Consider the following 26,828-nt stretch of genomic DNA (forward strand, 5'->3'; position numbering starts at 1 on the left):
ATTTGCTACTTAGTATTAATAGAATAACTCTTCCAGAGCTTGTTGATAATATTGATTGATCATATCCGTTAAATCGGCAGAAATATCATACGCATTAACTTCACCATTTATGACAGCCGCTTCAACGTCACCATATTCACCACCGAAGTAGACTTCATCTAAGAATGTTTGGAAACCTGGTTGCGCTGCTCCGCCCAACGGAATTGGGTGCTTAGCACGTGCTAAGAAATCATCATAATAGTGTTCGTCTGGCAACAAGGTCCGTAATTCATCCCAAATATCTTGATCTTTAATGATTGGAAGTCCATCTGGATGATTGAAAATTAATTGTCCATCTTCTCGTGTAAGCGTTTTAAATGCTTCGAGTTTTGCTTCCCAGCCGTCTCGTCCCCAGCCGAAGAATTTTAACAATTCATAAGCTTCACGTGGGTACTCAGTTGCAGCTGAAATCGATCCAAAGTCAATAAATGCTGGTTTGTTTTCAGTTGTAGCGTTATCACCTTTTGGTACAACGTAAGGTACCCATTTAATACCTTTATCAACGAATTCATCAGTACCGAATAAATCAACGGTCCACCAAGCATCTAATTGCATGGCAAGTCTTCCGGTACTTGGAGCCCAAAGCTCACGATCACCGAACGCAGCTTCTGCTTCATCTGTATCAAAGAATGGGGCATGATTACCATTACGAACAAACTCACCATGTTTCATGAGGGCGTCATCCCATTCACCCGTCATATCATACTTTTCACCGTCCCAACCAAACTCACCATCGGCATCGCCATTGACAATAGGTGCCATCGTAAGGAGCTGAGTGTAAGTATTGTAGCCAAAGATTCCTTGCTCAGGAATTGTCATCGTTTCAATAAGCTCTAACATTTCACTATATGTCCAATCAGGAGAAGGCATATCAACATTTTGCTGTTCAAATAGATTCTCATCTAAGAAAATAGTATAAGGCAAATACGCCGCTGGTGCAGCCATTTTTCGTTTACCATCAAAGTAACCTTTATCGACTAACGTATCTAAAATGTTCGCTGTCTCAGGATCAGCCTCAAAGTATTCAGTAAAATCACCTAACCACATATTACGGATTGCGATATCTACATTACCCATGTACCAAAATACATCTGGTAAATCACCGGTGCTCGCTAAGTTTGTTAAATGATCGTTCCATCCCTCTTGCTCGAGCTCAACGATGTTAACAGTAATATTCGGATACTTATCCATAAATGCATCGGCTAAGTAATACTGCAAATCAAGCGGTTGCCAGCTCGCATAAGTAAGCGTAATCTCCTCATCAGTCATTGGTGGTAAGCCAGCAGTTTCTGCATCAGATGTACCTTCATCGTTTTCAGCTGTGTTCCCCTCATCGGTCTCGTTGCTAGACGGTTGATCGTCCGAAGAAGAACACCCCACTACTAACATCAACATAGCCATTACGCACAACAAAATACTCAAACCAAATTTCTTTTTCATGTTTTTCCCCCATTTCTTATAATGGAATTTTAAAATTATATTACGGTGATTATTCACCGGTAATACCTGTATTGTCGACGCTTTCGACGAAATAACGCTGTAAAAAGAAGTAAATAATCAATAATGGAAGGATACTTATAACTGTCCCAGCCATTTTTATCCCTTCATTAATCCGATTTGGACCTGCTTCAGCAACGGGATATAACGTCTCATAATTTGACTCAAACTGCTGTAGTTGAATTAAAATGGTTGTTATATCGGTCGAAGAACTTGTTAAATACAATGTCGTTAAATACGTTTCATTCCAATACCAAACAAATGAAAATAAGAATGCTACGATAAAAGCAGGTACTGCCATTGGCACGGCAATTTTGAAAAAGCTCACTAATTGATTAGCCCCATCCACTTCTGCTGCTTCATAAAGTGACTTTGGCGTCTGTTTAAAAAATTGATAAAAAATCAGAATAAAGATTGTGCTATTTAAACCCTGTCCCAATAGAGCTGGGATGGTAAAGGCACTCAATGACCCTGTTAAGCCTAAATCGCTAAATAGCCGATAGGTTGGCATCATTAAAATTTGTGGCGGAATAATAAAACTAAAGATCATCAATCCAAACCACAGCTTCTTAAATGGAAAAGAAAAACGAGCAAAACCATAACCAACAATTGACGAAATGGCAACCTGTAAAAGGGTTGGAAATAAGGCAATTTGCATACTCCCTAATAAAGCCGGGCGAAGATTTAGGACTGTGTATGCCTGACGATAATTATCTAGATAAACCGAAGAAGGTATCCAATTAATCGCCATATCCAATAAATCATTTAACGATTTAATGCTCGTAATGAACATATAAAGGATGGGATAGAGGTAAACAAAACCAATACCCAATAAAAGCAAATAGATAATAAATGTCAGGAAGAGACCTTTCCGCTCATTAAAGCCAAAAAGAAAGTGGTGTGCTTTTAATCTCATTAAGCGTAATTTCTGTTTAGACGCTAATTGATCATTTCGCAAAACATGCATGACACGTGTCGCGCTTTTCGCTGGCATAATTGTGTCCTCCTAGTTTATTCGTTTCGATTTCTTCTCTCTAAACAGTAAGAATATCAAGATCAGCATAAGTGAAATAATGACCGCATACATCCAAGCCATCGCTGATGCAAATCCATAACCACGGGTTGCATTAAACATGTTCGCATAAATTAAATCAATTATCGGGTTCTGCCCACTATTTGCCAATGAAACAAGCGTGTAAACCAAGTTAATTAAAATTAATGGTTTTATGGTTGGTAATGTAATTTTCCAAAAGCATTCCCAGCTTGAACCCCCATCAATTTTAGCTGCTTCGTAAAGGTTCGGATCAATCTTTTGTAAAGCAGCCAAGAATAAGAGAATTTGAACACCTGAATACCATAAAATCGTAATAATTTGATTAAATAAATCACTTAGTACACCCGCGAACCAAGTCGGAAATAATGAGTTTAAAATACTCATAATTACATCCTGATTTAGCATTGGAATGGCTGTGGCACCTTGATCAACCAATTGGCTGATCACAGGTCCACTTGCAACAATGACCGGTAAGAAAAAGATCGTTCGAAACAAACCTTTAAATTTCACATCCTGATTTAGAAGCATAGCTATAATTAATGCAAATACAACAATGACAGGGACGCGAATTAATGTATCGACTGCAAAAGCTAATAACTCTTGAATAAAAAACATATCCTGCAGCCAAACATTCAAAAAGTTATTAAAGCCAACATACACAAACTGCAAACCGTGCGGGGTAATGCGCATGTCATTTAAACTAAAATAAAAGGATTGAATCATCGGGTATAAAACTAGGCCAATAAACCCCATTAACCATGGGAGGATAAACAAATAGCCATAAAGTGTTTCACGCTTTATTTTCATTCGGAACTCACCACCTTATAAGATAACGGCTCAATAAGATGACCATTAACTGTGTTTGGTTGTTCGGCATAATTGAGTAGCACATCCACACCATTCGCATAGCTCACTTTTGTAACTAAACCGTCCCGTTGGTAGTCAACAATGACAGATCCATTTGTTTGCGCATGAACAGCCGCAAGCTCTTGATAATACTCCTGTATCATGTCTTGATAACGTTCGTATTGTGAGCTATAAATATGTGATGAGTTTGTATTCATCAACATTGCAGGGCTTTCATAGGTAATTAAAAATGATGGATTTAAGCCTTGTTCAATCATCTGCAGGAAAAATTCCTCTTGATTTGCCTGAAAATTGACATACTCTGCATACAAAGGGGCAATCCCTTTTAAAGTTAAAGAGAGAAACGGGATATCTTCATCAACGAACACATAATTTGATGACCTTGTAGGTAAGTCGATCAATGCATCGGTCTGATCCCATAGATAAGCAAATGGCTGTTCTAACAATAAATTAAATGAATCTGAATACGAATCGATTAATGATTGATAGTGACGTTTTGTCGAAATCCGATCAACCTCACGATTACCTTCGCTATATGAAAATAGCGTATTTGAAATGCCACCAATCATGATGTTATCGATCTCTTCCTTCTGATATTCATCAAGCATCGTCTCCATAATATTAACGCTTGATTGTGGATGTAAGTAATTAAATTTCCGATAGACCTTGCCATACACTTCTTCATCGTATGTTCGCTTATTAAATTTCTTCATGACACGATGTCGACTTGTTCCTAACTCTTCCATATTGATTCTCAAAGCATCATGATAAAGAAACAGATCAATATCCTCATCATCAAGCTGCTCAATTAAATGTTGGACAGTCATACCATCAGATAAGGCGGATTCTGGCCTGAATGACCTTATCGGCATTCCACCGTAATAGCCATTATTTTGCCAGCCCTTATAGATTGAAAGGATGTTGTCAGCGCCATTATTCTTAATATCTGTTAATATCTCGTAAGCTTGAGAAAATGTCGTCATCGGTACCGTATTTTTAAAGATTAATCCTTGTTCAACCTCTGCACCTAATAAATCAATACGTAAATTAAACTCATCCTCTTTGACCGTAAATAACGCTTGATCTATCAGATATTGACGGTAGGTCGTAGCTAGGCCCATGTAATTGGCATCTTCAGCTGCAACAAAATGATAATGAACACGAATGTCAAAATCGTTTCGATCCCGCTGACGGACGACCATCGTACCGGTGTCTTGACTTGTCGGTTGGTTATAAACCTGGCGATAAATAAATTTAGGCGTAATCCAGTTATAAGGTAAGATTGCTCCATTCGGATATGCCTCTAAACGGGCACTAAACTGACCTTCTTCAATAATACCGAGATAGCCAATATCGTTATCCGTATGAACCATACCAAATACTGGTGCGATAATTTTTTCTGGATCGTTAAACGGATCCATATTGTTAAATAGAGATAATACAAACGGATCATCTATTCCGACATTCTCACCATAGACCATAGCTGAGTACGGTTGGGTAAACTTACCATCTTTATCGTCCAAATAAATAAGAGCACCTGAGCCATCTGGAATAAACATATAGCCCTCTCTATTACCTAATAATGTATGACCTAAGAAAGGATAGACGTAGATACTAGCCATTCGATAACGGTCATTTTCTTCAATAATCGAGTCTTGTGGAATATCAACAGTGATCCCTTCTTCGGTCAACATGACAGACACGTTAAAACCAATTTCTAATTCAGGATAATAAATCTCGGCTTGAAAACCGTTTTCTGTTTTACTCACCGTCTTTTCAGGGTTTTCTGAATACATGTCTGCTCTGTAAACAACGATATTGGTATCAACTAAATACTCCATGACAATCCCTGATCGAACAAAGTTCTGCCAGGTTTGATTACTGCCGATTGGATCATCTACCGTCGAATACATGACCGATCCTGTACTTTTCTCTCTTAAAATTATCGAGAGGTTTTCTTCCTTTAGATAAAGTTCAAAATGTTCATTCTCAACCCAAAAATCATGATCATTAATCGTATTTTGTTTCGAGTCAATGACCAGTGCTAAGCTTTCTTGCTCTTCTAGTAATTCTTCCAATTCCTCTTCATCAATCTCAACCTGCTCTGGTTCTTCAATGGGCGGTATTTCTTCTTCGCCATCATCAAGACTTTCATCGTCATCACTAGGGTCTGTCACCACTGGTGTGTCTGGTCCGGTAATCTCCATCTCTTCATCGTCTCCAGATAGTAAGAAAAATACGAACCAGCCTGCAATTATGGTAAATATCAATACTTTAATCATGGTCTTGACTTTAACGGTTTTCAATGCGATACACCCCCTCATTGAAGACGGACACAATAAATTGAAACATCTGTACGACTAAAATGTAGACAATAAAGATAAACAAAACAGCAATTAAAATCATAAATAATGTTAAGAAAATAATTTTAAACGTCTCACGTATTGTATAGTCATTCATTTCTTTAATCATCAAGAAAATTAAAATCCCGACCCAAGCGTAAATGATCGTATTGGCTAAACCTAGCAAGTATGCCTCATTATAAGTTAAGAAATTACTAATGATAATGATGAATGGTTTGAACAGGAAGTATGGGGCAAACGCATAAATAAACCCTATAAATACATGATTGAATTTACCTTCCCCTTCATTAATCGTCGTAATTAAATAATTCGAACCAACTACCAATGCCACAATGCCAAAGAACAAAGCGGTATCCATTGCTAAGCTGTACTCACCATCTCTAACATACCTAAAAATAAAGCCAGTAAAATACTTTTCTAAGATAAACAACACATAAAGGATAAACAGCCAAAAGCTTGCCGACCAGCCACTTCCTTTATTTTCGTACTGAATACTATAATAGGTATTAAGTGGATGTTTGATCATGTTTTTAATAAAGGCAACATCATTAAAGAATTTCATTCGATACTTGGTTGATAAATAACCACCAATCCGTTTTAAATAGTGATATTTCTTCTCTAACCAGCCTAACCATTTAACCAAAACAACGAGGCCAATAATGATGAAAATGAGTGTAATCATGTTCTCTCTCATCCAGACATTCCGTACTTCCCAAAAAGCATCCGAATAGCCCTCGTGATACTTAGCTTGACGGAAAGCTTGCAGGGCTTCATCATAATCTTCTTCCTTAAAATAGGCCTCTCCTAATCCGAGGTAGGCAAAATCGAACAAGCTATTCGAGCGAATTACTTCTTCCCACGGGCCTTTACTTGCTTCATAATCACCATTTTGATAGAGTGCTAACGATTCATGGACAAGATCAGCAAACTCTGTTGGTTCAAAAATTTGGATTTGATTACGGTCTTGATCAAGTGCATAAAGCCGATCCTGTTCGTCAACCGCAATGGCAGACAGCTTTCTAAATAACCCTACGCGTTGCCGACCATCATCTTGGCCACCGAAGACAAAGAGAAGATTACCTTCACTTGTATACTCATAAATAAATCCGTCTTCACTAGCAACAAAAATATTTTCCAAAGATCCGACTTCTACTGCAGCAGGGAAATCATCAGCCACCCGTGTTTCTAATATATTTTGACCTGCTACATTCAACTTTCGTATCGCTTCTACACGTTGACCTTGTGAAACAGAATAAACGAGCCCTTTTTCATCAATATTAATATTGGTTGATGTTGGTGGAACAATATCGATCATTCTACTTAATTGCTCATCAGTGAAAATAGCACGTCTGAACACCGTCATGGCTGTTACAGCTGTTGTATTCGGAGCAAAATAGCCGAGAAATTCCCCTGTATTCGCATTAATTTGAATGATCCCATTTGAATTACCACGTGAAATAATGTAAATATTATCACGTTGATCCACAGCTACTTTTAATGGTGTGAAGTTGGCATTTTCGCCAAATAAAATACTGTCCGGACGGCCAAATTCCTCAATCAACTCACCCGTTAAGGAATAAACGAAGATCTTTGCATTGGTCTCATCAGCAACATAAACCTTATCATCATGTGACAGAAATAAACCTGTAGGACGAGTAAGCTCATCTTCACCAAAGCTTCTGACAAAATCCCCGTAGCGATCTCCGACTAATATCCGGCCATTACCCGTATCAGCAATATAGATTAGTCCATCAGCTCCAACCTTCATATCCTGAGCCTGTGAAAACAGCTCATTATCAAATTTAACTATGGTGTCCAATACCGTGTAGGCTGTTTGTGTTTCAACATAACGCCCGTACCCATCCTCTGTAAAGGTACGATAAGCTGTATTCGCTTCTACAATTGACGTCATCGATACAAATAAAAGTATAATCGAAAGCATACCCAGACTTAATTGCTTAATTTTTTTCATGGTTAACACCTACTTCAATCCTGAATGTGCCATTGTATTCATAACCTTGCTTTGCAGAATAATGAATAATACAAGATTTGGCACGAACATAATAAGTGAGGCGACAGCTGCCATACCTTGACCAACAACAACATTAGTTTGAGCGGCTAACGTGTTCATAAAGAAGGCAAGTGTCCGCATACTTTCACTTGTGGTATAAAACATCGATGTTTCCAAATCATTCCACGCCAGCTGGAAGGCTAGAATTGCGGCCGTTGCAATGGCTGGTTTAATGAGCGGTAAAATGATTTTCCAATAAATTTTAATATCACTTGCTCCGTCCATAACCGCAGCCTCGATTAGTGAATCTGGGATTTGGTCAATAAATTGTTTGACTAGGAATAAGCCAACAGGCATCGCAACAAGCGGTAGAATATGGGCGAAATAGGTATCTTCTATTCCAATAAAAGATACCGTCAAAAAACGCGGAATCATAACAGCGATTGGGACAAACATTAATGCTGTGTTATTAATTTCAAGCAACGCCTTTTTGCCCCGAAATTGTTTCTTTGAGAGGGCATAACCTGCTAAAGTCGATAAGGCAATCGACAAAAAGACAACAATGACCGTAACGAACAAGCTGTTAAACAAATATCGACTCAACGGAATTCCTGATGACTCAGCTAGCTGTGATAAATTTCGAAAATTTTCCAAGGTTGGATTTACGACAAAAAACCTTGGTGGGAATGCATAAAGCTCATCTAATGGCTTGAATGCATGGTTAAAGATAAAGATAATAGGTAAAGCCATAAAGATCGCAAATGGTATTAAAAAGATGTAAAACTTCAACTGGCTACGGTGAAACGTTTTAGGGTTAATCCCACTACTTTTAAAAGCCATCTCATCCTTCCTTTCTTATGATTCCGTAAATAGTTTCTTAGATATATAAGCAAATAAGTAAATGATAAGAAGCAAGACGACTGATAATGCAGCAGCGTAACCCATTTCAAATCGAATGAAACCATAATCTTCGATGTGGTTGACCATTAACTGACCAGCATATGAAGGAGTTGGGTTTGCACCGGTTAATTGAACGCCAATCGCTCCGGCTGAGAACGTACTTACAATTGCCATAACTGCACCAAATAGCATTTGTGGCTTCATAGAAGGAATCGTAATATAAATGAGTTCCTGAAATCGGTTTTTTACTCCATCTATTGCACCGGCTTCATACAATGTCTCATCAATATTAAGTACTCCTGACATCATGGCCAAAAAGCCAACCCCCATACTGCTCCATAACGCTACAATAATCATAATCAAAAGAATAAATCGGGTATCCTGTAACCAAATAATCGGTTCAGTAATGATACCTAGCTGCATTAAAATAGAGTTGGCATAACCTGACTGATTTCCGCTAAAGATGACTCGCCAAACGACAGCCATTGCAATTCCTGCAGTCATCGATGGTGAATAAAAAATAAGGGCGAAAATTGTTCGTGGTACACGTGTTAACTGTGCTAAGATCCAGGCAAGGATAAATGATAAGATATAGCCACCTGGTCCAACAATCACTGCAAATAAAATGGTGTTGGGTAAGACATATTGCATAAATATCTCATCTTGTGTTAATAGATTAATATAGTTCATGAACCCTACAAAATTTGGTGTCTCAATCGTGTTAAAGTTTGTAAACGATAGATAGATCGCCATTAGAACAGGCACGATGATAAATAAAGTAAACAAGATGATATAGGGTAGTAAGAAAAGATATGAACGCTTCTGGTTTTCTCTCATTGCTTCTTCCCCCTGTTAGTCTTTATCTTCAATAGATAATTCTGGATTTGGATAAGGTTCTACCATCTGCCCATTTTGCATAAAGCCAAACTCTTCTAGCTTTTTCTCTGTTTCACGGTTAATCCGCTTACTGGCTAGATCAATGGCGGTTCTTAAATTCTCACCATCAAGAACAATGGCATTATAAGCATTACTTAATTCGCGTTCTAATAAATAACTACCAGGAACACGCGGTACTTCAGCAATCCAGTCAGCTTGGTCGAGAATAACCGCTTTATGTCTATGTGACCAAGGTAAGTCTTCATAGGCTGTTAAATTAGCTGTATTCCACATATATTCCGGTCCATAGGTAGTCTGAAGGATATTACCAAAGGCAACTTGGATATCAGTCGATGCCCACCATTTCATGAATTCCCACGCTTGATCCTTCTTATCACTATCGCTGAACATAATGTTACTTTCAGCTCCGCCTGTCGACCATCGCTCAATTTCGCCAGATGCATTTTCAATACCAGGAACTAAGGCAATATCCCAAACGTTCGCGATCTCTGGTGCCGCATTGAGTATTAAGTTATACATATAATAGTCAGAAATCCCAATTGGAATCGATCCATCACGAAACTGTTGATAAAAACTCGGTACATCATAAGGAACATTATAAATAGTAAATAATTCAGTTAATAAGCGCATGCCTTCAATCGATTCATTCTCATTTAATAACGTTCGATGAATGGTATCGCCATATAACTGACCACCATTCTGGTAAAGAAGCGGCATCGTTCCGGCAAAAATTTTCATGCCACCCATCCCTGCAGTTGGATAGAAGAAATTCATTCCTCTTCTTTGCAGTTCTGGTAAATAGGAGCGTACTTCATAAATCGTATTTGGGATAGGTAAGCCCATTTCAGCTAAAATATCCTCACGATAAAACATCACCCAAAAATTCATTGTATCTGGAATCGCATAGACACCGTCTTGAATCATTGCTGGTACAAGCATACCTGGTGAAAAATCATCAATGACATCCTCGTAATCATTGAATTCGCTAAGATCTTGGAGCGCACCACGAATTCCGATTTCAAATGGTAAGGCATAATTGACGCCCATTGCTACATCAGGTGCTTCACCTGCTGCATTAGCAAGGATGAGCTTGTTTTGATCAGGCATTAATGATAAATCGACTTTTACCCCTGTCTCAGCAGTAAAGCTCTCATCGATGAGACGCTGCATAATTTCAACATATTGGCGTGGACGGTTAACCCATACTTGTAAATTCTCTTCATTCACATAATTAACCTGATAATCTTGTTCGCCGAATGAGTTGAAGAAGCGTTGAACTCCTCCCCACATCCTCGTAAAAAAACCTGCACTTTCTGGCGCATCTGCTTTTTCTTGATAAAAATAGAAACGATCAATGCCGATACCATTGTTGTTCATATCCTGTAATAGATTTCCAAGATAAGCAGTAACAGAATTTTGCCCCGTAGCAAGCTCATTTTTGCGACGAGCAAGCTTATCCGGTTCATCCGCTAAGCTACGCAATTGTTGTTCGGCAATGGTTAATCCAGAAAATGCTCCAACTTCATCATGATGATTAAATGCTTTCATTGATTCATAGATAGAGGCTAGCTCATCAGCCCAATTGACCATTAATTCACTTAACCCTGGGATGTAGAGCTCCACATCTATATCACGATGGCGGTCTACATCTGGACCAACAAGCTTGGTTAGTTCTAGGGATAAATTTTGTATTTCATTTATTAGACGTTCAATTTGTTCCATCGCAGCTTTGATCGGCTCAATGGTAATTTGGTAGCTGACTTGATTCGTACCGGCCTCCAAATAGATTGGGATAGCATCGCCCTGATCATCGACTAGCGTATAATGTGTATAGTTTGAGGTATATGGAAAAGGATAATCTTTCAATATTTGATACGGGATTTCACCATTTATCTCAATATTCATAAAGATCGGAAAATCTGCCTTCGCCTTTTGCAAATAATTAATCCCTAAGTAGTAGTAGCCTGCTTCTTCTACCTCAACCTCATAATAAATTTTATGACCAGGTGTCTTAAATCCATCTGGATCAATATGATTTAACACACGTTTATCATTGCTATATGGGATTAAATTAACATTATAAGAGGCATTCGCTCGAATAGCGGAATCATTTCGCTTCAATAGTTCATTAGCTGCTTCTATTTCAATAAAAGCATTCCCCTCGATATCTACATGTTCATGTACAGGTAGTAGATCGCTTGATGACAATTCTATTGTACTTATAAGTAGGTTTCCTTCCGAGATATTCAACGTAATTTCATTTTCACCTTGATCAAGCTTAACAAGTAATGGGGTACTTGTTCGATAGCTTGAATCAATCAAATATTTAAACTGCCATTCCTCTGACTTGATCGGTTGGGGAATAATTTCATTACCGTATTTGTCAATTTGGAAGGTTTCGGGATTTTCCCAGCTATTTTCAAAAATTAAATTTTGCATTTCGTAATAAGGGACCATGCCATTGACCTGCATTTCTGCACGCGTTGGTAAAACATTTACTCCGTCTATCTTGTAGGAAAAACCTATTTGATAATAGGCCGTTTCTGGAGCCATAACAGTAAATGAAATGGTTTCATCTTGATTTGCTCGTATAACATTGATCCCCTCATATGATGTCAGAGCATTTGAGGTAAGTTGACTCATATCTTCATATATAATTGAATCGTTTTGATAATGCTCTGTCTCAGTTCCACTTATATATTGACTATATTTAACCGGTCCCTCATTATTTTGCTCTGAAATAATCGAATCAATATCATTAGAATCTTTATCAATGGATTCTAAATCATCGGATTCTTGGTCATCTTCAGTAGCTAGAAATACCGGATTAAAGCTAGACAATCCTACTAACAATACAACCAAGATGCTTATAAAACTTACCTTCCATTTATCTCTTGGCACCAATATCACCTCAGACTAATAGTTATGTATGGCAATAACTTAGTTAATAACTCATCCGTATCAATTAAGTTATCGATCATTCACTTATAAATATATACGCACATGTAAACGCTGTCAATAACCTCAGTGTAAATCATGTTATTTTTTTTGCTTTTAATTAATATTTTTGTTAACATTATTTTAGTTTATATTGGCAAAATCGATGCTTTAAAAACAAAAAAGTTAATCAAGTAACGATTTATTGCCAATTAATTAATTTATTTAATTAACGAAAGGAGGTGTTTACATGCAGTTAGAAATTGATCAGGCTTCTTTACCTGTTTATGAAGCACTCGCCAGTCATGTTCGATTAAAGATCATTCAATTACTATCTACGAATAAACTAAACATAAAGGAACTGGCTGAAGCTCTAGAATTAAGCAGTCCAATTGTAGCCAAGCATGTCGAAAAACTGGAGCAAGCTGGACTGATAAGAACTGAGAAAATACCAGGAAAATCAGGCTTGCAGCGTGTATCTTATTTGAAGGTTGACCATATTGAGATTTCGTTTCCACAAAAAATACAGTTGTCTTATTCAGCACACGAAACTTCAATTCCAGTCGGTCATTTTACGGATTTTTCTGTTCTACCTACTTGTGGCTTAGCGTCAGAAAAAGACTTTATTGGTCCAGTAGATCAACCGAAATTCTTTTTATCACCAGAGCGTGTTAAAGCTGAAATTCTCTGGTTTACTCAAGGATTTATTGAATATAAATTACCTAACTATTTAGAAGAGAATAATCAACTTCAACAAATTGATATTAGCTTTGAAATATCTTCAGAATTTCCATTTGCTAACTCTGTCTGGCCCTCAGATATTACGTTTACGCTAAATGATGTTGAATTAGGAATATGGCAAAGTCCTGGTGACTTTGCCGATACACGCGGTAAATTAACACCAGATTGGTGGCCAAGCAACATTAATCAATATGGACTATTAAAAACCATTAGGATTACATCACATGGAACCTATATGGATGGGGATCAAATTTCTACCGTCACTATTGCAGATTTCCTCAAGGTATTAGATAGTTGGACATTCCGAATTGAAGTCAAGGAAGATGCTGAACATGTAGGTGGAGTCACACTATTCGGGGAGAAATTTGGTAATCACAAACAAAATATTATATTTAAGGCTTATTATATATAAGTTGTACGGATGAATTTGGATAGTGTTAACTATTCACCTTTGCCCTATTAAGTCTTAACCTGGTCGACATAAAAAAAAGCAGGCACACAAAAGCCTGCTTATGTTGATCAATATATCGACTAATTCGCCTTTAATTTCTCCACACTCTGCTGGTCAAACCCCTTAACAATCAACCAAAATGCCAAACTTATCTGATACACACCGACAGGTAATGCAATAAGTCCTTTAGCTGTTGACCTCTTGAAGCAATCGGGCCATTACTGGCTGTTGGATCTTCCACTTAGGCATGACGTTTCCTTAGTGGGACACTTACAAAGGCCCTTCGATGGGGCGAGTAATCTTAGCCCCAGCCAGTTACACTGCGATAAATATTTCTTGCTAATTCCTGTATTGTGTCCGGTTAAGCGGATTACATAGCTTGTAAATAACAAAAAAACTCGTTTAAACAGGCCTACAATCTAAACTGGGCTTTTATGGTGTTTCTTCATTTTCTTCTGTTATATTGGCTTCAACAATTAAGATTTGCATTAATCGACGATTTATATTAGATAGACCGATACCATTAACTCGTAGGGTTACGAATTGAAATGAAAAGATACCCTCCTTGATCCAGACCTAGTTCAAAATAGTTGACAAAAAAATTTTATTGTGCTATAATTGAATTTTATAAATATATTATGTATAATAAGGTTCTCCTGGCCAGGGGAACCTTATTTTTTTTATAGGAGGAACAAGGTATGAACCAAAATGAGTCTAGTATAACTTCCTTAGTTTCAGCTTTTGGTCGTGCATATCACAGCAAGTATGATATACCTAAAGTTTTTGATGATTTTATCGCGAACGATTTAATCTCCGCTGAAGAGTTTTCAGCTATTAGCCAAAATATGATAAACGGGATTGCGTTTTTCAACAAAGATATTGCAGAAAGGTTCAAAGATAATCCCGCAGAAATTCTAAAATGGATTACCCAGGTTCAGCTTTCACCTACCCCCTTAGCCCGTTCTGCATATTGTGAAAGAGTATTACTTAATGAAGTTAAATTAGGGGTAAAACAGTATGTCATCCTTGGAGCAGGATTAGATACTTTCGCTTTTCGTTATCCAGAATTGAAAAATAGCTTAGAAATATTTGAAATTGATTATCCAACTACTCAGGAATTTAAGATAAAAAAGTTAGAGGATAATCAACTTCATATTCCGGATCACCTTCATTTTGTTTCAATGGATTTTACTACTAAGTTTTCTAATCATGACTTGATAGATAAAGGACTCGATAACAAAAAAACTTTCTTTAGCCTGTTAGGAGTATCATATTATCTAACTAAAGAGGAAAATACGGCCTTATTAAATCGTTTATTTGACAAGGTCCCATCAGGTAGCTCTATTGTTTTTGATTACGCGGATGAAAACCTCTTTGAAGAAAAGGGCATGTCTAATCGAGTTGAAAATATGGTAAAAATGGCTTCGGCTAGTGGAGAACCAATGAAATCAGCTTTCTCTTATTACGAGATAGAGAATATGTTAGAAAAATCAGGGTTATTGATTTATGAACATTTGTCACCAACTGAAATAAATCAGCTTTATTTTAGCAATAGGACAGATTATTTATCTGCATTCGAGACCATTCATTTTATTCATGCTGTTAAAAAATAGTTTTTTAATTCAAAAGAGGCTAGGACATAACTAGCCTCTTTCTGTGGTTAGAAGCCTTTGTTACTGACCAAATCCTAAAGGGATACTGAACAGTTCATCTCAAGTACTACTTTTACTGGCCAGACCTCAAAGGTCGCCAACTTATTTATGTCGTTTTCTCTTTTACCTCTTCTCCCGTAAATGGATCAATGTATTCCATCAATTGTTCTGCGACTCTATCACCTTGGATTTGATTTTGGATATATTCTTCTGTCTGTTTCTTATTTCTACTGCTGTGTCCACATAAAATCCGGTACACCAAAAACAATATGATACTTAAAATTCATTTTGTATTTGCTTAGTTTCCTTGGACATACAAAATTCCTCCATATGCTTTTATTTTGGTTGGCGAACCATAGATACTTTAGCACCTTGGAGGTTTAAATACATCGTAGCTCTCAATCTTATAGTAAAAGCTTGAGAATCCAACTATGAATCTCATGCTTTTTATAGTAAGATAGCGTGTTCTATTCGGAAGCTCTCGTTTTAATTCTTGGATTGGAATATCCCCTCCATCTAATTAATTATTAAATATCTGTACCTGCATATACATATAAGTCTGCTTTAACTATTTATTCAGCTACAATTGGTAAATCCGCCCCATTCTTTAAAAACAACGGCATTCGCTCCAAAGGAGCATCAACGGTTAAACATAGTCCACCTTCATACGTTTGTCCAGAATAAGGGTCCATCCACTCTGCACCGTTTGGTAAATATACACTGCGGTTTCTTTGCCCTTCACTCAATATAGGAGCGACTAAGATATCTGGACCAAACATATATTGATCATCAACATCCCATGCTTTCTGATCATTTGGAAAATCATAGAATAATGGACGCATCGGAGGCGTTCCTTTTTCATGTGCTTGCTGCATCAGCTCTGAAATATAAGGACGAAGTCGCTCACGTAGGTGTAAGTAGTCCTTAAATATTTCATAAGCCTCTTCTCCGTAACTCCATACTTCATTCGCCGCACCACTATGACATTGGCCTCCCCCAGTAGTTCCTATCGGTTTCTGCATTGGCATTCTATCACCATGTAATCGGAATACAGGACAAAACACCCCATATTGGAACCAACGAACAATACATTCACGGAAGGAAGGATCATCAGGATTGCCTCCATGGAAGCCTCCAATATCCGTTGTCCACCAAGGGATACCTGCAATAGCCATATTTAATCCTGCACGAACCTGATTACTTAGAACCTTAAAACTAGAGTGAATGTCACCAGACCAGGTTAGAGCGCCATAACGTTGGCTGCCAGCCCATGCGCAACGAACGAGATTAATAATATTTTCTTGACCTTCCGCTTTCATTCCATCGTAGAATGTCTGGCTATATTTACTAGGATAAATATTACCCACTTGTAAGCTAGAACCAAGATGATAACGATAAATATCGTGGTCATAAACGGTAAACTCCGGCTCTGCCTCATCCAACCAGAATACCTTTATTCCTTTATCATAATAATTTTGTTTTATCTTACTCCATAAAAATTTACGAGCTTCCGGGTTGGTCGCATCAAAAATCGCATTTTGCCCTAAGAATTGGAATTGAGTGCGAACACCTCGATCCGACCGAACAAGATAACCTTTTTCAATCATTTCCTGATAATTTTCACTCTCGGCTTGAACTGTTGGCCACACGGATATCATCAGTTCAATCCCCATCTCTTTAAGCTCTTTAACCATCCCTTCAACGTCAGGCCAATATTCAGGGTCAAACTTCCAATCGCCTTGGTTTGTCCAGTGGAAGAAATCAACGACAATCACAGAAATAGGAAGCTCCCTTCTTTTATACTCTCGTGCAACTTCCAGTAACTCTTCTTGTGTTTGGTACCTCAATTTACATTGCCAGAAGCCCATCCCATAGTCAGGCATCATAGGTACAGTTCCGGTAACAGAAGCATATGATTCTTCAATTTCCGCTGGAGTATCTCCTGCGGTAATCCAATAATCCAATTGCTTGGTGGAAGGTGCGGTCCATTCCGTTACATTTAAATTAAAGTTTACACGTCCCACTGCAGGATTATGCCAAAGCATACCGTATCCTAAGCTAGACATAACAAATGGTACACTTGCTTGACTATTTCGGTGTGTTAACTCTAACATACAACCTTTCATATTGAGAAAAGGCTGTTGGTATTGCCCCATTCCATATAACTTTTCCTTTGGATCAGACTCCAGACGAAGCGTTAGTCGATAGTCGCTACTTCCTGGATGTGGGATTAACTCCCTGCCACCGTACTTCAATTGGTAAGTGTTTTCCGTTTCCCTTATTAACACTTGACCGTTTTGGTTATAAAAAGTCACTTGACCATTACGTTTTATTTCTGCTTTTATTTTGCCATTTACAATCGTTGCTACATCATCATCAACCGTAATTTCTGCTTTTATGCCATCCTTAGGTAAAAGCGCCCAATCAGAATCTTCTATTGTCGTGTACGATGCACGTACTCGTAGAGAATTCTCTCCCCACGACTCAATCCATAATTTTTCCGAATCAAATTCTCTGACGAGCCGATTTCCATTTACTACAAACATAGCACCATTCTCCTCCTTGAAAAAATGTATGTTTACTTCGAAGTGATAAGCGTATTACAATTGAATTATACTTAGCACAAGTTTAATAATATACATAGGAGATTACGAAAGACTCGTACAATATTACGATTTTGAGGAGATATAGCAATGGAGTTTACATTATCGAAGAAAGAGCATACAGTAATCCCCGATCAAACCTTTCCTATAAATATTTTTTATATTCATCATCCCGACCCTCATATCATTCCACTCCATTGGCATGAACATCTAGAATGGATAATTATCACAAAAGGATCGTTCCGCGTTCAAGTAGGCTCAACATTTCAAGACTTACAAGAAGGGGATCTCATCTTTGTAAACAAAAAGCAAATACATTCTGCCTTTCCAGAATCAACGGATAGCGAGCTATATGCAATCGTTTTTAATGAGTCCCTGATTAGAAATACGGGGTTAGACAATACAGAAAAGAAATACATATGCCCCTTACTAGCCAACGACGTAAGTATCCGCACCTATTTCAAAGCGGGTGAGCCTGAATCACTCATCATAAGAGAGTGTTTAATGAAATTAAAGTATGCCTATTCGGAAAAGCCATTCGGTTATGAATTGTTAGTGAAGGCAAGTCTGCTCGAATCCATAGGCTATATTTTTCAAAAGGCAGAAGAAACTCCCCTTCAGAAACGGAATCAGGACAGGGGCTCAATTGATCCGGTGCTCGTACATTTGAGCAATCATTTCCATGAGCCTATTTCGGTAAAGCAAGCAGCAAGCATGTGTTGTATAAGTCCTAATTACTTTTGTTCTCTCTTCAAGAAGGCAACTGGCAAAACATTAACAGAATACATGAACATGCTACGTATACATGAAGCAGAACGTTTACTTCGAACGCATAATTACACGATTCAACAGGTCGCTTTTACAGTTGGATATACGAACTTAACTTATTTTGGAAGAGTATTCAAAAAATTAAAAAATGCATCACCCAGTGATTATCTAAAAAACAATTAAAGGGTCTGTCATTTTTCTAAAATCTACTTGCATTTGTTGCCTGCTGGTAACTCTTCCATCGCTTCGTATGGACAATATAATTAAATATCAATCAAATAAGTATTCGTTCTATTAGGAAGTATCAACCTCAAAGCGCAAATATCGTATACGTTAGAATCGTGAAATTGACGGTTACAACCTAATGCCAAAAAAAGTATTGAGATTTAATACTCTTTAGCGACCTATGAACACTTTATTTATAAAGTTGCACTGCTCCCTCTAAAAAATTCACATATTTTACAATAAAACTTTTTGGCTTTATAATCTTAACTTTATTACCAAATCCGGCTAGAAATTGATAGGCATAATGATTCTCAGGCAATTCAATTGTTACAAGATAACTTCTAGCCGTTTCTTTTATAACAGCATCTTTCCCGTATCTTTCGATAAATTGATCCCTCACAGCAACATCTATCGATAGTTGTACATTAACCAATTTTTTTTGTTCAATGTATTGTTTTTCATGCTGAAAATCCTGATCAGTCCTTGGAACAAAAAAACCGTCTTTTTGGATATTTAATATCCTCGTCAACTTAAATGTTCGATAGTCTTTCCGTTCTAGGCTATAACCAAAAAGATACCAATGCATCTCCCTAAAATGTACCTTATAGGGTTCTACGAGTCTGTACGTTTTGTTTCCTATTTGATCTACATATTCAAATTTTAAGAGCCAATTGTTCTCAATTGCTTGCCTGATAAATAAAACTTCTTCGTTGATTTGGCTTCTTCCCGGCCAATCATAGAAAGTTAAATCAAGTGTTGGAGAAATAGCTGCGCTGGTCATTCCTTTGATTTTTTGTATAGTCGTTTGAATCTCTTGATTGGTAATCAGTCCCTCAAAACCACCTAAAGCTATAAGGATATTTTCAATATCCTTGTGATTTAGTAATCGTTTATCGAATTTATACTCTTCCATTAGTGCATATCCCCCTTCAGCACCATATTCCGCATAAATAGGGATGTTTGCATAAGTTAATGCTTCCATATCACGCTGAATCGTTCGTCTAGTTACATTAAAAAGTCGACTAAATTCAGATGCCGAAACAACTTCCTTCTGTAACAAGATCATCACTATCGAGATAAGTCGCTCAATTTTTTTCATATTTCCCTCCCATATACGACATACATTTGTCGCATATGTCCTATTATACTACAAATATGAAAAGGAGGAATTAAGTTATGAAAGCAATATCTTATCTACAATTTGATGGAAGAGCAGAAGAAGCGTTGGCCTTTTATGAAAAGGCATTATCAGCAACTAGTGTAAAAATGGTGAGATTTGGTGATTTTGGCCAAGATCCAAATGCCCCGTTAACAGAAGAAGAACAAAACATGATTATGGAATCTAGAATTGAGTTTTCAGGGAATATGTTAATGATTTCTGATGTTCCACCTTTTATGCAAGCTGGGATAGGAGAAATCATAAAAGGGAATACCGTCTTAATCAGTATTATTGATGCTGATCCAGAAATGAATAAACGATCTTTTGAAGGGCTTTCGGAAGGTGGTACTGTGATCATGCCGATATCTTCTACGCCATGGTCAGCAAGTTTTGGAATGCTTGTTGATAAGTTTGGGGTAATGTGGAAGTTTAATAGTGAGGCAAGTAAATTTCTAGATGGTTATGTAGATTAATCTTCTATTATCAGGGGTTTCTCCAATATTTTGACCCAACCCCGGACAAAAACAAAATAGACATATCAGACTCTGAGATTCCCATATGATTGGGGAATTTCAGGGTTTGCTTTATATCTTTGATTGGATGGGATGTTCATTTAGAAATAGTGATATAGATTGGTAAAGGATATTTATCTATAGTAGCAGGACTACTAAACGCTATGAAGTGGTAGATGAACTACTAGTACTTTCTAGCTAAGAATCCTCATTAATTAAAAAATAAAAGAAATTAAATGTTAATATACTATACTTGATCATGATTAAGGTGAGGACAGTAAAGGTAACTTGTTACCTACTGGTTATGACTTAGTAAAGTTTTCCTTATAAAAGGGACTAATAGCTAATAAAATATATTTCCATACAGATAATGGAGTTGTGCGTGAGAATATGTATCATACACTAAAAGGCGCACAAAGAAGAGGATATATAGTAAAGATATTGAAATTTACCATTTTGCCATTACGGAAAAATAAATATACTAGAAAGCAACTGTTAACTTTTTCTTAAATTATTGTGATTTCGAATCTATGTACAAGTTTGTTTTAGACCATGCATATTTATTCTATTGGGATAATACGCTATTTGTGGCCGAGCAATGCATCACGTAAAAAGCTTTCATTTTTTTGGTCGTTAACTTCACTGGTAATAAAGAACTCTTTAATAATTTATTCCCTATAATCAAAAAACACTTTTCGCTGACCATCCTCATACTTTCCGCTATACTTCTTTGAATATAACGACATGAGTTCAGTCTGATAACCAATAAGTGCAAGTGCTTCTGTTTTTATCGCTTTAAGAATTATATAATCATTATAGTTATTATCAACTTCAATGGTAAACCCTGTTTGTTCCATCTCTTTCACACATACTCATGCATCTTTTTTAGGTATTTCAAGTTGATGAGTAATTTCGCATGTATTGACTTCATATAAATTAATTTCTGTTTCCTTTACTCTAAATCTATTGGTTTTAAGTCTATTTTCCATTTCAGCTGATGTTTCAGAGTAATTAAATAATCCTTCTGCAAAAATATGGTCAATTTGTACCTGATTATAGTCTAAAATCTATTTTCTAAATTTATGACATAAAGGCAATAGATTTTCTTTATTTAAGCCATAAACATCACACCCACATTCATCATACATGTGCAATAATGTATTCTTTTTTAAATATATCAAATAAAGCTTTCCCTTTATCCTTGGTTTTCCCAAAATCCTTATTACTAATCGCTTGAAAAGATAACCTTTAATTGATAAGCTCTTTTTAAGTCGTTCGATTTTTCTAAGTAGTAGTTTAAGTACCACAACCAACACATTAACACAATGCATCTATCAAATGCAAGCGCTATCCAAATAGAAATGCATAGGTCAAGACTACCTAGTTTCAGAACCACCGGATCAAGGACGGAAGCTAATGGGTGAGACTCCTTGAGAACTAGCATTAGTCGAAGATCCACTTGCAATCCCATTAGCTGACAGAGCGTGTCAACACGCGCATCATTTCTGTAAATGTTCGTATTTTGAACGCGGATAAGCAGTTATGAAATTCATTCACATAAGTAAAAATCATAAAATCGACGGCGTAAAGCTTTAATTATTCTGATTCATTACCTCGTATGGAAAACACTACTGATATTTTCGGCTAATCATTAAATGATGAGAAAGCATCTTCATAAACTTGATTATGCTTTTTTATAAAAGGGTACAGTAAAACAAATTTAATAATTGTCAGAATAATGCTTATAACTATAATAATTGGTATGCAATATATAAATAAAATAATGTAAAAGGAATCATCTAATACTCCTTTTACTATAGAGAAGACAATAGAAATAATACTTAGAAGTGCTGGATTCAAAAAATCGACATGCCAATTATAAGGTATCTTTGCTAATTTATTAAATAAAATATTGAAAACAAGATATGTAATAATAACAATTGATACTATTCCAATAATAAAAAATCCCATTAAAATATCCTTTCTATAACTAAACTAGATTTTTTTTCATTAATATTAACATATTCATCTTTCGTACACTGAAATAGACATGTAACCCTTGATATAGTTGACAAACTTGCCACCCAGCGCTGTACTTGTTTTTTTATTAATTTTTGGATTGCTTTATTGGTATGTTGGATGGCATCATCAAGTATACGATTAATTGCTGTAAAGCAACAGCCCAATCCAGTTCATCGATTTCATCACATAATTCATAAATAAGCCACCCAGCGTTCGATCATCTGTATGACAACGGTTTTGCCAAGAAAGCACGATATACCTTGTAAATACAATGGTTGTCTGGGTTACACCTACCCAATATAGGAAAAATCCACTCAAGTTGAAACACTTACAATTAAGACGTGTACCAGCGAGGTTAAATTTTTAAAAAATAATAATTGAATGAATTCATAATTACTTATACTCGTTTCAAACACGAACATTAAGGAGAAATGGGACAGATCAAGTCGAGCGTGTTGACTCGCTTTGTCAACCAATGGCTGATCTTCGGCTAATGCTAGTCCTGTAGGCATCTCACCCATTGGTTTCCCTCGCTTGATCTAGTGGATCTTTTCTTTAACTTGATTTTAGCCATGAAGTCAAACAACAAGAACGGCTAAGAATCCACTTGTAGCATGTTAGACTAAGATTACCATGTCGACTGGCAACGTCTAACTCACCTACATCCTGTAACCCCGAAGCTGTGCCATGGAGAGCGAAGAGACCGCTGTGGGATAGACGAACAACTATTGATTTTTAATGACAGCTAACTCGTACAAAAGGGATAAGCAGATAAAAAAGTGCGTTCTTTATGATGTAGTACATGAATGATGAAATTGACCTCTTTAAAAGTAAAGATCATCCCTAAGAAGGTACTTTAAATGGTATTGAAAGATCAGATCCAATAAAAGGAACTATTATGTCTTTATGATAATCTTTGCGTAGATATCTAAATATACACTCATATTAAATTCCCCTTTTCAGCAATATAGTTATATAGTAATTTATTTATATTTCCTATATTAACAAATATTAGACAATAATACTATAGTCCTTATTTTTGCAAGGTTTAATTCAACGGAGTTTTGGCCAATTGGGACCTGTAGTATGTGTTTTTCTCCCAGTGTTATTATGGTACTTATTAACCTTTTTCTTTTGGAATCTCTACTCGCAACGCTGGAGCTGGTTCATATTTCCTTTTTCGGATTTGAGCACGCAGTTCAGCCTTATGCTCTCTTAGGTGTGCCTTTAGTTCTTCTACGGACACCCCGTCAACTCCACTTGCGCCTTTATTGCGGTATACGCGCTTGTAAGCTTCATACATATTTCGATTGCTCAAGATTTCCTCTAAAAGTTCCACACTCGTTTCTTCCTTTCCTTTCATGTGACGAAAAAACACTTCGCTTTTGAGTATCCTCTGAGATACGCTCATACTTTTCTCATTAACACATTCTGAAGTTTATCTTTCGTGCAATCATGGCGTAGAAACACTATAAATTGTTCAGCCCTTCATGATAAGAATCACTACTATGGCTTCGGCTGACTTCTCACGATAAAGTGTTTTCGACCAGCTTTCTTAATGGGGGATCCTCAGCTGTTCGTGAGACCTCCAGGGTAAGGACAACTATCTTCCTCTTTACTCGCCTAATCTACTTTATAGGGTTACGATCACCTTTTGGACTTTGACTTGTTATGGAGCCTCATCCACCTATAAAGCCTTGATATTAGATTTCTGTCCATCGAGCCAAGATTTTGATACACGAATCATGAATGGATTTAATACCTCAAATGGTGAAGACATGAAAAAGTATCGGCGTTTAAAGCGTTACTGGAAATTAATACTGAAGTGTCAATCGGATTTATCAAATACGGCATACAAGTATTACAGTTTGTTTGGCCAACGATTAGATACAAGCGTTGTCAATGACATGTTAAACTATGACCCTAAATTAAAAGCGAATGATGTTCTTTATCAAAGCCTACTAAATGCATTAAATAATCGGGATTTTGAAGAATTAGAATTACGCTTAAAAGAGCGAAGCTCAAGCCTGAGATTAAGCTACATGAAACAAGTCTAAAAACCTTACGCAAACACCTCCCTTACATAAAGAATAGCTTCATTTATCCATTTAACAACGGACGGATTGAAGGGATTAAATAACAAGATTAAAGTACTTAATCGCGTTGCTTATGGTTACCGTAACTTTTATCATTACAAGGCTTGAATTATGTTGCACTTCAAACTCAAAGCTATCACTTCAAAACAAGTAAAAAATGGACAAAGTAAAACACACGCTCAAGTAGCTTGAGCTACATCGAGCGTGTGCAAGATAACTTTATTAATAGTCGGTAAAAGTTGGTACCAACACCATTTGACAAAGAGCCAAAAAACGTTCCTTACAAAGTGTAAGAAACGTTGATTTCACCGCATTTGCAAGCAGTTTATTGATACCGGTGGTCGGGGTCGAACCGACACTCCCGTGAAGGAACGGGATTTTGAGTCCCGCGCGTCTGCCAATTCCGCCACACCGGCATGTGGAGGCGGTAACCGGATTTGAACCGGTGATAAAGGTTTTGCAGACCTCTGCCTTACCACTTGGCTATACCGCCGTCTATATATCATATGCAAAAAATAAAAAATGGAGCGAAAGACGGGATTCGAACCCGCGACCCCCACCTTGGCAAGGTGGTGTTCTACCACTGAACTACTTTCGCGAAAATGGCTGGGCTAGCTGGATTCGAACCAACGCATGACGGAACCAAAAACCGTTGCCTTACCGCTTGGCTATAGCCCAACAGTATAAATTTTAAATGGGGCGGTCGATGGGGATCGAACCCACGCATGTCGGAACCACAATCCGATGTGTTAACCACTTCACCACGACCGCCATAAAAGCAAAGCAGGGGTAGTAGGAATCGAACCCACACCGGAGGTTTTGGAGACCTCTGTTCTACCGTTAAACTATACCCCTATATGAATGAAATTATCTAAGATGTGAAAGTTAAAATGGTGGAGGGAGTAGGACTCGAACCTACGAACCCGATGGGAGCGGATTTACAGTCCGCCGCGTTTGGCCAACTTCGCTATCCCTCCATAATAAATGGTGGCTCGGGACGGAATCGAACCGCCGACACACGGATTTTCAGTCCGTTGCTCTACCGACTGAGCTACCGAGCCATTAAAATATGATGTTTATTAGTGGCGGTCCGGACGGGACTCGAACCCGCGACCTCCTGCGTGACAGGCAGGCATTCTAACCAACTGAACTACCGGACCATTAGTTGTATTATACAGTACACGATTATTTTCTAATTTAAAGTTTAATCAACGTAGTTAGAAAATATTATTGGTTGCGGGGGCAGGATTTGAACCTACGACCTTCGGGTTATGAGCCCGACGAGCTACCAGACTGCTCCACCCCGCGATAATATAGGTTAACCTCTAAGTGTCAGGTTGCCTACTAAACTATAGTGACTGATGTTGAATGTTTATTCTTTGAAGCTTACGCTCCTCACAAAGACGAATAGAACTTCATGGTGGAGGATGCAGGGCTCGAACCTGCGACCCCCTGCTTGTAAGGCAGGTGCTCTCCCAGCTGAGCTAATCCTCCATTATGGTGACCCGTACGGGATTCGAACCCGTGTTACCGCCGTGAAAGGGCGGTGTCTTAACCGCTTGACCAACGGGCCTAATTAAGACATATAATGAGCTTTATGGCGGAGAGCGAGGGATTTGAACCCTCGAGACGGTTTAACACCGCCTACACGATTTCCAATCGTGCTCCTTCGGCCACTCGGACAGCTCTCCATTATGGCTCCACAGGTAGGATTCGAACCTACGACCGATCGGTTAACAGCCGATTGCTCTACCACTGAGCTACTGTGGAATGGATATAATGCCTAGCGACGTCCTACTCTTGCAGGGGTAAAACCCCAACTACCATCGGCGCTGAAGAGCTTAACTGCTGTGTTCGGCATGGGAACAGGTGTGACCTCTTCGCTATTGCCACTAGACCGTAAAGCTATTACCAAGTGATTCTTTTTTCAAGGACAAAATATATTATATTCATTTTCGAGCCTAAAAGCAAGTGTTTTTAAATAAAAATATATTTTATTTGACCCTGCTTTTATATGTATAAAAACAAAGGTAC

General features: G+C 37.5%; 20 protein-coding genes, 14 tRNA genes, 1 rRNA gene and 2 pseudogenes. 6 read left to right on the plus strand and 31 right to left on the minus strand.

Annotated elements, in window-relative coordinates; genetic code table 11:
- Positions 1 to 15: 15 nt before the first annotated feature.
- From ASE01S_RS13900 to ASE01S_RS13935, 8 genes are read right to left on the minus strand one after another with little or no spacing between them, the layout of a single operon-like run.
- Positions 16 to 1,479 carry an ABC transporter substrate-binding protein gene (locus ASE01S_RS13900; protein WP_067843697.1) on the minus strand — a complete coding sequence of 488 codons (1,464 nt, stop codon included), beginning with the start codon at positions 1,477 to 1,479 and terminating at the stop codon, positions 16 to 18.
- A gap of 49 nt (positions 1,480 to 1,528) precedes the next feature.
- Positions 1,529 to 2,530: a carbohydrate ABC transporter permease gene (locus tag ASE01S_RS13905; protein WP_067843699.1), complete on the minus strand. Its 1,002-nt coding sequence runs from the start codon at positions 2,528 to 2,530 to the stop codon at positions 1,529 to 1,531.
- Between the two features lie 12 nt (positions 2,531 to 2,542).
- Entirely contained in the window at positions 2,543 to 3,397 is an 855-nt protein-coding gene (locus ASE01S_RS13910) for a carbohydrate ABC transporter permease (protein ID WP_067843701.1), read from the minus strand.
- A complete protein-coding gene (locus ASE01S_RS13915; protein ID WP_067843704.1) occupies positions 3,394 to 5,763 on the minus strand; it encodes a DUF5696 domain-containing protein in 2,370 nt (789 codons plus the stop codon). The genes ASE01S_RS13910 and ASE01S_RS13915 overlap by 4 nt, the downstream gene beginning before the upstream one ends.
- Positions 5,750 to 7,792, minus strand: coding sequence for a DUF1282 family protein (locus tag ASE01S_RS13920; RefSeq protein ID WP_157065231.1), 2,043 nt, complete (start codon positions 7,790 to 7,792; stop codon positions 5,750 to 5,752). The genes ASE01S_RS13915 and ASE01S_RS13920 overlap by 14 nt, the downstream gene beginning before the upstream one ends.
- 9 nt (positions 7,793 to 7,801) lie before the next feature.
- The gene (locus ASE01S_RS13925) at positions 7,802 to 8,671 is read right to left on the minus strand and encodes a carbohydrate ABC transporter permease (protein ID WP_067843709.1); all 870 of its coding nucleotides are present in this window, start codon (positions 8,669 to 8,671) and stop codon (positions 7,802 to 7,804) included.
- A 15-nt stretch (positions 8,672 to 8,686) separates the two neighbouring features.
- Entirely contained in the window at positions 8,687 to 9,568 is an 882-nt protein-coding gene (locus ASE01S_RS13930) for a carbohydrate ABC transporter permease (RefSeq protein ID WP_067843711.1), read from the minus strand.
- A 15-nt stretch (positions 9,569 to 9,583) separates the two neighbouring features.
- Entirely contained in the window at positions 9,584 to 12,529 is a 2,946-nt protein-coding gene (locus ASE01S_RS13935) for an extracellular solute-binding protein (RefSeq protein ID WP_067843713.1), read from the minus strand.
- Positions 12,530 to 12,815: 286 nt separating this feature from the next.
- Here ASE01S_RS13935 and ASE01S_RS13940 point away from each other — a divergent pair, with 286 nt between their 5' ends.
- Positions 12,816 to 13,718 (plus strand): ArsR/SmtB family transcription factor, encoded by a 903-nt coding sequence (locus tag ASE01S_RS13940; protein ID WP_067843714.1) that lies wholly within the window; start codon positions 12,816 to 12,818, stop codon positions 13,716 to 13,718.
- Positions 13,719 to 14,455: 737 nt separating this feature from the next.
- A complete protein-coding gene (locus ASE01S_RS13945) occupies positions 14,456 to 15,370 on the plus strand; it encodes a class I SAM-dependent methyltransferase (RefSeq protein WP_067843717.1) in 915 nt (304 codons plus the stop codon).
- A gap of 145 nt (positions 15,371 to 15,515) precedes the next feature.
- Here ASE01S_RS13945 and ASE01S_RS16265 read toward each other — a convergent pair.
- A pseudogene (locus ASE01S_RS16265) lies at positions 15,516 to 15,673 on the minus strand (IS200/IS605 family transposase); the annotation flags it as partial.
- 308 nt (positions 15,674 to 15,981) lie between these two features.
- Positions 15,982 to 17,955: a glycoside hydrolase family 31 protein gene (locus tag ASE01S_RS13950; RefSeq protein WP_067843719.1), complete on the minus strand. Its 1,974-nt coding sequence runs from the start codon at positions 17,953 to 17,955 to the stop codon at positions 15,982 to 15,984.
- Positions 17,956 to 18,102: 147 nt separating this feature from the next.
- On the opposite strand from ASE01S_RS13950, the gene ASE01S_RS13955 reads away from it, so the two are divergent.
- Positions 18,103 to 18,963 carry an AraC family transcriptional regulator gene (locus ASE01S_RS13955; RefSeq protein WP_067843722.1) on the plus strand — a complete coding sequence of 287 codons (861 nt, stop codon included), beginning with the start codon at positions 18,103 to 18,105 and terminating at the stop codon, positions 18,961 to 18,963.
- 232 nt (positions 18,964 to 19,195) lie between these two features.
- Here the strand turns inward: ASE01S_RS13955 and ASE01S_RS13960 are convergent, their stop codons facing one another.
- Positions 19,196 to 20,104: a helix-turn-helix transcriptional regulator gene (locus ASE01S_RS13960; protein ID WP_067843725.1), complete on the minus strand. Its 909-nt coding sequence runs from the start codon at positions 20,102 to 20,104 to the stop codon at positions 19,196 to 19,198.
- Between the two features lie 77 nt (positions 20,105 to 20,181).
- On the opposite strand from ASE01S_RS13960, the gene ASE01S_RS13965 reads away from it, so the two are divergent.
- A complete protein-coding gene (locus ASE01S_RS13965) occupies positions 20,182 to 20,637 on the plus strand; it encodes a VOC family protein (RefSeq protein ID WP_067843728.1) in 456 nt (151 codons plus the stop codon).
- A 707-nt stretch (positions 20,638 to 21,344) separates the two neighbouring features.
- Here the strand turns inward: ASE01S_RS13965 and ASE01S_RS13970 are convergent.
- From ASE01S_RS13970 to ASE01S_RS13985, 5 genes and pseudogenes are all read right to left on the minus strand, one after another.
- Complete coding sequence (locus ASE01S_RS13970) at positions 21,345 to 21,533, minus strand: hypothetical protein (protein ID WP_067843731.1); 189 nt, start codon at positions 21,531 to 21,533, stop codon at positions 21,345 to 21,347.
- 210 nt (positions 21,534 to 21,743) lie between these two features.
- Positions 21,744 to 22,007, minus strand: coding sequence for a DUF3885 domain-containing protein (locus ASE01S_RS16560; protein ID WP_157065232.1), 264 nt, complete (start codon positions 22,005 to 22,007; stop codon positions 21,744 to 21,746).
- Positions 22,008 to 22,701: 694 nt separating this feature from the next.
- A pseudogene (locus ASE01S_RS16270) lies at positions 22,702 to 22,986 on the minus strand (IS4 family transposase); the annotation flags it as partial.
- 26 nt (positions 22,987 to 23,012) lie between these two features.
- On the minus strand, positions 23,013 to 23,219 hold the full coding sequence (locus ASE01S_RS13980) for a hypothetical protein (protein ID WP_067843742.1): 207 nt from the start codon (positions 23,217 to 23,219) through the stop codon (positions 23,013 to 23,015).
- A gap of 599 nt (positions 23,220 to 23,818) precedes the next feature.
- Positions 23,819 to 24,016 (minus strand): hypothetical protein, encoded by a 198-nt coding sequence (locus ASE01S_RS13985; protein WP_245630390.1) that lies wholly within the window; start codon positions 24,014 to 24,016, stop codon positions 23,819 to 23,821.
- Between the two features lie 427 nt (positions 24,017 to 24,443).
- On the opposite strand from ASE01S_RS13985, the gene ASE01S_RS13990 reads away from it, so the two are divergent.
- Positions 24,444 to 24,755: a hypothetical protein gene (locus ASE01S_RS13990; protein WP_157065233.1), complete on the plus strand. Its 312-nt coding sequence runs from the start codon at positions 24,444 to 24,446 to the stop codon at positions 24,753 to 24,755.
- A gap of 45 nt (positions 24,756 to 24,800) precedes the next feature.
- Positions 24,801 to 24,902, plus strand: coding sequence for a transposase (locus ASE01S_RS16565; RefSeq protein ID WP_373277962.1), 102 nt, complete (start codon positions 24,801 to 24,803; stop codon positions 24,900 to 24,902).
- A gap of 224 nt (positions 24,903 to 25,126) precedes the next feature.
- On the opposite strand, the gene ASE01S_RS13995 is transcribed toward ASE01S_RS16565, so the two are convergent.
- From ASE01S_RS13995 to rrf, 15 genes are all read right to left on the minus strand, one after another.
- A tRNA-Leu gene (locus ASE01S_RS13995) sits at positions 25,127 to 25,210 on the minus strand.
- A gap of 3 nt (positions 25,211 to 25,213) precedes the next feature.
- Positions 25,214 to 25,287: transfer RNA gene (locus ASE01S_RS14000), tRNA-Cys, on the minus strand.
- A 30-nt stretch (positions 25,288 to 25,317) separates the two neighbouring features.
- A tRNA-Gly gene (locus tag ASE01S_RS14005) sits at positions 25,318 to 25,392 on the minus strand.
- 5 nt (positions 25,393 to 25,397) lie between these two features.
- Positions 25,398 to 25,472: transfer RNA gene (locus tag ASE01S_RS14010), tRNA-Gln, on the minus strand.
- A gap of 17 nt (positions 25,473 to 25,489) precedes the next feature.
- Positions 25,490 to 25,565, minus strand: a tRNA-His gene (locus ASE01S_RS14015).
- A 13-nt stretch (positions 25,566 to 25,578) separates the two neighbouring features.
- Positions 25,579 to 25,649: transfer RNA gene (locus ASE01S_RS14020), tRNA-Trp, on the minus strand.
- Between the two features lie 36 nt (positions 25,650 to 25,685).
- Positions 25,686 to 25,771 (minus strand) — tRNA-Tyr (locus tag ASE01S_RS14025).
- An 8-nt stretch (positions 25,772 to 25,779) separates the two neighbouring features.
- A tRNA-Phe gene (locus ASE01S_RS14030) sits at positions 25,780 to 25,855 on the minus strand.
- Between the two features lie 22 nt (positions 25,856 to 25,877).
- Positions 25,878 to 25,954 (minus strand) — tRNA-Asp (locus ASE01S_RS14035).
- 71 nt (positions 25,955 to 26,025) lie between these two features.
- Positions 26,026 to 26,102 (minus strand) — tRNA-Met (locus ASE01S_RS14040).
- A gap of 110 nt (positions 26,103 to 26,212) precedes the next feature.
- Positions 26,213 to 26,288 (minus strand) — tRNA-Val (locus ASE01S_RS14045).
- 4 nt (positions 26,289 to 26,292) lie between these two features.
- Positions 26,293 to 26,367: transfer RNA gene (locus ASE01S_RS14050), tRNA-Glu, on the minus strand.
- 25 nt (positions 26,368 to 26,392) lie between these two features.
- Positions 26,393 to 26,485: transfer RNA gene (locus ASE01S_RS14055), tRNA-Ser, on the minus strand.
- Positions 26,486 to 26,489: 4 nt separating this feature from the next.
- A tRNA-Asn gene (locus ASE01S_RS14060) sits at positions 26,490 to 26,564 on the minus strand.
- 11 nt (positions 26,565 to 26,575) lie between these two features.
- Positions 26,576 to 26,691: ribosomal RNA gene (gene rrf / locus ASE01S_RS14065) — 5S ribosomal RNA — on the minus strand.
- Positions 26,692 to 26,828 lie beyond the last annotated feature (137 nt).

Source organism: Amphibacillus sediminis NBRC 103570 (genome assembly GCF_001552275.1).
In the GTDB taxonomy this organism is placed as follows: domain Bacteria; phylum Bacillota; class Bacilli; order Bacillales; family Amphibacillaceae; genus Amphibacillus_B; species Amphibacillus_B sediminis.

Coding starts and splice junctions, on each gene's coding strand:
- ASE01S_RS13970 (WP_067843731.1), bottom strand. CDS start 21,533: ATGGAACAAACAGGGTTTACCATTGAAGTTGATAATAACTATAATGAT.
- ASE01S_RS13900 (WP_067843697.1), bottom strand. CDS start 1,479: ATGAAAAAGAAATTTGGTTTGAGTATTTTGTTGTGCGTAATGGCTATG.
- ASE01S_RS13925 (WP_067843709.1), bottom strand. CDS start 8,671: ATGGCTTTTAAAAGTAGTGGGATTAACCCTAAAACGTTTCACCGTAGC.
- ASE01S_RS13955 (WP_067843722.1), top strand. CDS start 18,103: ATGGAGTTTACATTATCGAAGAAAGAGCATACAGTAATCCCCGATCAA.
- ASE01S_RS13960 (WP_067843725.1), bottom strand. CDS start 20,104: ATGAAAAAAATTGAGCGACTTATCTCGATAGTGATGATCTTGTTACAG.
- ASE01S_RS13940 (WP_067843714.1), top strand. CDS start 12,816: ATGCAGTTAGAAATTGATCAGGCTTCTTTACCTGTTTATGAAGCACTC.
- ASE01S_RS13910 (WP_067843701.1), bottom strand. CDS start 3,397: ATGAAAATAAAGCGTGAAACACTTTATGGCTATTTGTTTATCCTCCCA.
- ASE01S_RS13990 (WP_157065233.1), top strand. CDS start 24,444: ATGAATGGATTTAATACCTCAAATGGTGAAGACATGAAAAAGTATCGG.
- ASE01S_RS13920 (WP_157065231.1), bottom strand. CDS start 7,792: ATGAAAAAAATTAAGCAATTAAGTCTGGGTATGCTTTCGATTATACTT.
- ASE01S_RS13930 (WP_067843711.1), bottom strand. CDS start 9,568: ATGAGAGAAAACCAGAAGCGTTCATATCTTTTCTTACTACCCTATATC.
- ASE01S_RS13980 (WP_067843742.1), bottom strand. CDS start 23,219: ATGGGTGAGATGCCTACAGGACTAGCATTAGCCGAAGATCAGCCATTG.
- ASE01S_RS13950 (WP_067843719.1), bottom strand. CDS start 17,955: ATGTTTGTAGTAAATGGAAATCGGCTCGTCAGAGAATTTGATTCGGAA.
- ASE01S_RS13945 (WP_067843717.1), top strand. CDS start 14,456: ATGAACCAAAATGAGTCTAGTATAACTTCCTTAGTTTCAGCTTTTGGT.
- ASE01S_RS16560 (WP_157065232.1), bottom strand. CDS start 22,007: ATGCATTGTGTTAATGTGTTGGTTGTGGTACTTAAACTACTACTTAGA.
- ASE01S_RS13905 (WP_067843699.1), bottom strand. CDS start 2,530: ATGCCAGCGAAAAGCGCGACACGTGTCATGCATGTTTTGCGAAATGAT.
- ASE01S_RS13965 (WP_067843728.1), top strand. CDS start 20,182: ATGAAAGCAATATCTTATCTACAATTTGATGGAAGAGCAGAAGAAGCG.